Here is a 1,168-nt window from a genome sequence, read left to right on the forward strand (position 1 = left end):
GCGGCACGACTGCCCGCGACTGGGGCGGCCTCACTGGCCGCGGCTAGGGCGGCACCCCCCACCGAAAAGAAAAGCAAGCGCTTAGACAGTTGCGTCCCATCTCACACCGCGTCACCCGTGACCCCGCCCCTACCTCCGGGTAATTTCCAAGCAGCCCGCACCAACCACCCGGTACGCCCCCTGGAGCCGTGATGCCCGAAGCCGTGATCGTTTCCGCCGCCCGCTCCCCCATCGGCCGCGCCTTCAAGGGCTCGCTCAAGGACCTGCGCCCGGACGACCTGACCGCGACGATCATCCAGGCGGCCCTCGCCAAGGTCCCCGAGCTGGACCCCCGGGACATCGACGACCTGATGCTCGGCTGCGGTCTGCCCGGCGGCGAGCAGGGCAACAACCTCGGCCGGATCGTCGCCGTGCAGATGGGGATGGACCACCTCCCGGGCTGCACGATCACCCGCTACTGCTCCTCCTCGCTCCAGACCTCCCGGATGGCGCTGCACGCGATCAAGGCCGGTGAGGGCGACGTCTTCATCTCGGCCGGCGTCGAGACGGTCTCGCGCTTCGCGAAGGGCAACTCCGACAGCCTCCCGGACACGCGCAACCCGCTGTTCGCCGAGGCGGAGGCCCGTACCGCCGAGGTCGCCCAGCAGGAGGGCACCACCTGGCACGACCCGCGCGAGGACGGCCTGGTGCCCGACCCGTACATCGCGATGGGCCAGACCGCGGAGAACCTCGCCCGCTGGAAGGGCGTCACCCGCCAGGAGATGGACGAGTTCGGCGTCCGCTCGCAGAACCTCGCCGAGGAAGCCATCAAGAACGGCTTCTGGGAGCGCGAGATCACCCCGGTGACGCTGCCCGACGGCACGGTGATCAGCAAGGACGACGGCCCGCGCCCGGCGTCACCATGGAGGGCGTCGCGGGCCTCAAGCCCGTCTTCCGCCCCGACGGCCTGGTCACCGCCGGCAACTGCTGCCCGCTCAACGACGGCGCCGCCGCGCTCGTCATCATGAGCGACACCAAGGCCCGCGAGCTGGGCCTGACCCCGCTGGCCCGGATCGTGTCCACCGGCGTCTCCGGCCTCTCCCCCGAGATCATGGGCCTCGGCCCGGTCGAGGCGAGCAAGCAGGCCCTGGGCCGCGCCGGTCTGACGATCGACGACATCGACCTGTTC

The 1,168-nt window shown here is 70.9% G+C and carries 1 pseudogene; it reads left to right on the top strand.

Annotated elements, in window-relative coordinates:
• Positions 1–191 precede the first annotated feature (191 nt).
• A pseudogene (locus CCN29_RS33610) lies at positions 192–1,168 on the top strand (acetyl-CoA C-acetyltransferase); the annotation flags it as partial.

The sequence above is a fragment of the Streptomyces pseudogriseolus genome, from assembly GCA_002154585.1.
GTDB lineage: Bacteria > Actinomycetota > Actinomycetes > Streptomycetales > Streptomycetaceae > Streptomyces > Streptomyces pseudogriseolus.